3 protein-coding genes are annotated in these 3,399 nt (G+C 70.3%); all 3 read left to right on the forward strand.

Features of this window, described 5'->3' with window-relative positions; all coding sequences use genetic code 11:
- Window positions 1–529, forward strand: a 529-nt coding sequence (locus F3J10_RS34900; protein ID WP_167243987.1) for a 4'-phosphopantetheinyl transferase superfamily protein, incomplete at its 5' end; no start/stop codon positions are given.
- A 444-nt stretch (window positions 530–973) separates the two neighbouring features.
- Window positions 974–2,497: a histidine ammonia-lyase gene (gene hutH / locus F3J10_RS34905; RefSeq protein WP_025101567.1), complete on the forward strand. Its 1,524-nt coding sequence runs from the start codon at window positions 974–976 to the stop codon at window positions 2,495–2,497.
- Window positions 2,498–2,501: 4 nt separating this feature from the next.
- Window positions 2,502–3,197 (forward strand): histidine utilization repressor, encoded by a 696-nt coding sequence (hutC, locus tag F3J10_RS34910; RefSeq protein WP_167243988.1) that lies wholly within the window; start codon window positions 2,502–2,504, stop codon window positions 3,195–3,197.
- Window positions 3,198–3,399 lie beyond the last annotated feature (202 nt).

Here is a 3,399-nt window from a genome sequence, read left to right on the forward strand (position 1 = left end):
GCGCGAGGTGCTCGGCGCCGCGCTCGGCGTGGCGCCGGCCGCGCTGCGTTTCGCCACCGGCGAGGCGGGGCGCCCTTCGCTGGTGGCGGATTGCGCGCCGGGCGCCGCCGCGCTCGATTTCAATGTCTCGCATTCGGGCAGCCACGCGTTGATCGCCTGGAGCGCGTCGACCCGCGTCGGCGTGGATGTCGAGGCGCCGCGCGAGGGTTTCGACTGGACGCCGCTGGGCCAGTCGGTGTTCGCGCCGGCCGACGAGGCCGCCGTGCTGGCTTGCGCGCCGGCCGGGCGGCGCGATGCCTTCTACCGTGTCTGGACCGCCAAGGAGGCGCTGCTGAAGGTGCTCGGCGTTGGCATCGCGGGCGGGCTCGAGGCGTTCTCGGTGCTCGATCCGCGGCGGCCCGGCGAACTGGTGCCCTGCGTGGTGGATTCGTCCGCGCCGGCCAGCGGCGTGGCGGCCTATACCGCCGCCTGGGTGGACGCGGCGCCGGGACATCCGGCTTGCCTCGCCTGGCGTCCGCTCGCGGGCTAGTAGGGCGAATAGGGCGAATAGGGCGCCGGCCGGTTCTGCGCGGTTGCCGGCTCGCCGGCTGGCGCGCCGCGCCGTCGATTCGCCCGTGCCGGGCTTCCGGTTCGATTTCCAATCCGCTGTCCTCTCGTCGCGTTCCCGGCGCTGCCCTCGCGAGCCGCTGGCGCCGTGATGCTTCGTCGCGCCTGAGCTTGCAAGGCTGCCGTCCGGCAGTCCGCCGAGGCTCGTGACCTGCCGTTCCATCTTTCCCCCGAGGCCTTTCCCAGCGTGGCTCCAAGCCGTCGCGCGCCGCGTTTTCGCGTGCATGGCCCGGCGTGTCCGCGCCCATCCCGCCCCGTATGCGGCGCTAGGGAAATCCCTGAGCGTCGAATTTTGAAAACGGGTTGTCTATACAAGTCCGCGCATCTACACTGCTCAGCACCTAACTTGTATAGACAGGACGCCCTTATGATCACCTTGACCCCCGGCCATCTGACGCTCGCCCAACTTCGCTCGATCGCACGCGAGCCGGTCAAGATCGAGCTCGATCCGGCCAGCTTCGCCGCCATCGACCGCGGCGCGCAGGCGGTGGCCGACATCGCGGCCAAGGGCGAGCCGGCCTATGGCATCAACACCGGCTTCGGCCGTCTCGCCAGCACCCATATCCCGCACGACCAGCTCGAACTGCTGCAGAAGAACCTGGTGCTCTCGCACGCGGTCGGCGTGGGCGAGCCGATGAAGCTGCCGGTGGTGCGCCTGCTGATCGCGCTGAAGCTGTCGAGCCTCGGGCGCGGCCATTCGGGCATCCGCCGCGAGGTGATGAATGCGCTCGTCACGCTGTTCAACGCCGACGTGCTGCCGCTGATCCCGGTCAAGGGCTCGGTGGGCGCCTCGGGCGACCTGGCGCCGCTGGCCCATATGTCGGCCACCCTGCTGGGCATCGGCGAGGTGTTCATCCGCGGCGAACGCGCCAGCGCGGCCGACGGCCTGCGCTCGGTCGGCCTCGCGCCGCTCACGCTGCAGGCCAAGGAAGGCCTGGCCCTGCTCAACGGCACCCAGGCCTCGACGGCGCTGGCCCTCGACAACCTGTTCGCGATCGAGGATCTCTACCGCAGCGCGCTGGTGGCGGGCGCGCTGTCGGTCGACGCGGCGGCCGGCTCGGTCAAGCCCTTCGACGCGCGCATCCACGAACTGCGCGGCCATCGCGGCCAGATCGAGGCGGCCGCGGCCTATCGCGGCCTGCTCGAGGGCTCGAAGATCAATGTCTCGCACCAGGATTGCGACAAGGTGCAGGACCCGTACAGCCTGCGTTGCCAGCCGCAGGTGATGGGCGCCTGCCTGGACCAGATGCGCCACGCGGCCGGGGTGCTGCTGATCGAGGCGAACGCCGTCTCGGACAACCCGCTGATCTTCCCGGACACGGGCGAGGTGCTGTCGGGCGGCAACTTCCACGCCGAGCCGGTGGCCTTCGCGGCCGACAACCTGGCGCTGGCCGCCTCGGAAATCGGCGCGCTGGCCGAGCGCCGCATCGCGCTCTTGATCGACGCCACGCTGTCGGGCCTGCCGCCCTTCCTGGTCAAGGACGGCGGCGTGAACTCGGGCTTCATGATCGCGCACGTGACGGCCGCCGCGCTGGCCTCCGAGAACAAGACGCTGGCGCATCCGGCCTCGGTCGATTCGCTGCCCACCTCGGCCAACCAGGAAGACCACGTCTCGATGGCGACCTTCGCGGCACGCAAGCTCGGCGACATCGCCGAGAACGTCGCCGCGATCATCGCGATCGAGCTGCTGGCCGCCGCGCAGGGCGTGGACCTGCGCCAGCCGCACGCGACCAGCCCCAAGCTGCAGGAAGCGATGGCCACCATCCGCGAGCGCGTGCCGCACTACGACCTGGACCGCTACTTCGCGCCCGACATCGCCGTGATCACCGAGCAGGTGCGTGCCGGCGCGTTCGCCCGGCTGAGCCCGCTGTCCTTCGTCTCGGAGCAGTGATGCGATGAGCACGCCGGCCTACCAGGAAATCAAGGACTTCATCCTCGCGCGGATCCACGCGGGCGAGTGGGCCGAAGGCGACCTGGTGCCGTCGGAGAACGAGCTGGCGCGCGACTTCAAGGTGGCGCGCATGACGGTGAACCGCGCGCTGCGCGAGCTGACGGCCGAGCAGGTCCTCACGCGCGTGCAGGGCGCCGGCACCTTCGTGGCGCGGCCGAAGTACGAGTCGACCCTGGTGGCGATCCGCAGCATCTCGGACGAGATCGCGGCACGCGGCCATCGCTACCAAGGCCAGGTGCTCGAACTCCTCACCCTCGAGGCCGACGAGGCGCTGGCCGACGAGCTGCAGGTGGCGGTGGGCGCGAGCCTGTTCCTGTCGACCATGCTGCATTTCGAGAACGACGAGCCGGTCCAGCTCGAGCAGCGCTGGGTCAATCCGGCCGTGGCCGGCGCTTATGCGCAGCAGGATTTCACGGCCGTCACGCCGGCGCAGTACCTGATGCGCGTCGCGCCGCTGCAGCGCGTCGAGTACCGCATCGAGGCGGCCGCGCCCGATCGCGAGATGCGCGAGCGGCTCGCGATGGGCGAGGCCGAGCCCTGCCTGGTGCTGCATCGGCGCACCTGGTCGCAGGGCGTGGTGGCCTCGATCGCGAACCTCTGGCACCCGGGCAGCCGTTATCGCTTCACCGGCCATTTCTGAACCGCAACCGCGCGGCCGCGCCAGGCGCCGAACCGTGCAGCCCTTTGCATCCATTCCTTCGTAGGGAGCCGTCGACATGAATCATCCCAAGCACATCGATCCGCGTCTCGATCCGACGCGCGTGATCCGCGCGCCGCGCGGCAGCGAGAAAACCTGCAAGACCTGGCTCGCCGAGGCGGCGTACCGGATGATCCAGAACAAT

Source organism: Burkholderia sp. Cy-637 (assembly GCF_011753175.1).
Classification (GTDB): domain Bacteria; phylum Pseudomonadota; class Gammaproteobacteria; order Burkholderiales; family Burkholderiaceae; genus Burkholderia; species Burkholderia gladioli.

Bases quoted from the DNA above. Each gene is read 5' to 3' on its own strand.
- hutH (WP_025101567.1), top strand. From the start codon at position 974: ATGATCACCTTGACCCCCGGCCATCTGACGCTCGCCCAACTTCGCTCG.
- hutC (WP_167243988.1), top strand. From the start codon at position 2,502: ATGAGCACGCCGGCCTACCAGGAAATCAAGGACTTCATCCTCGCGCGG.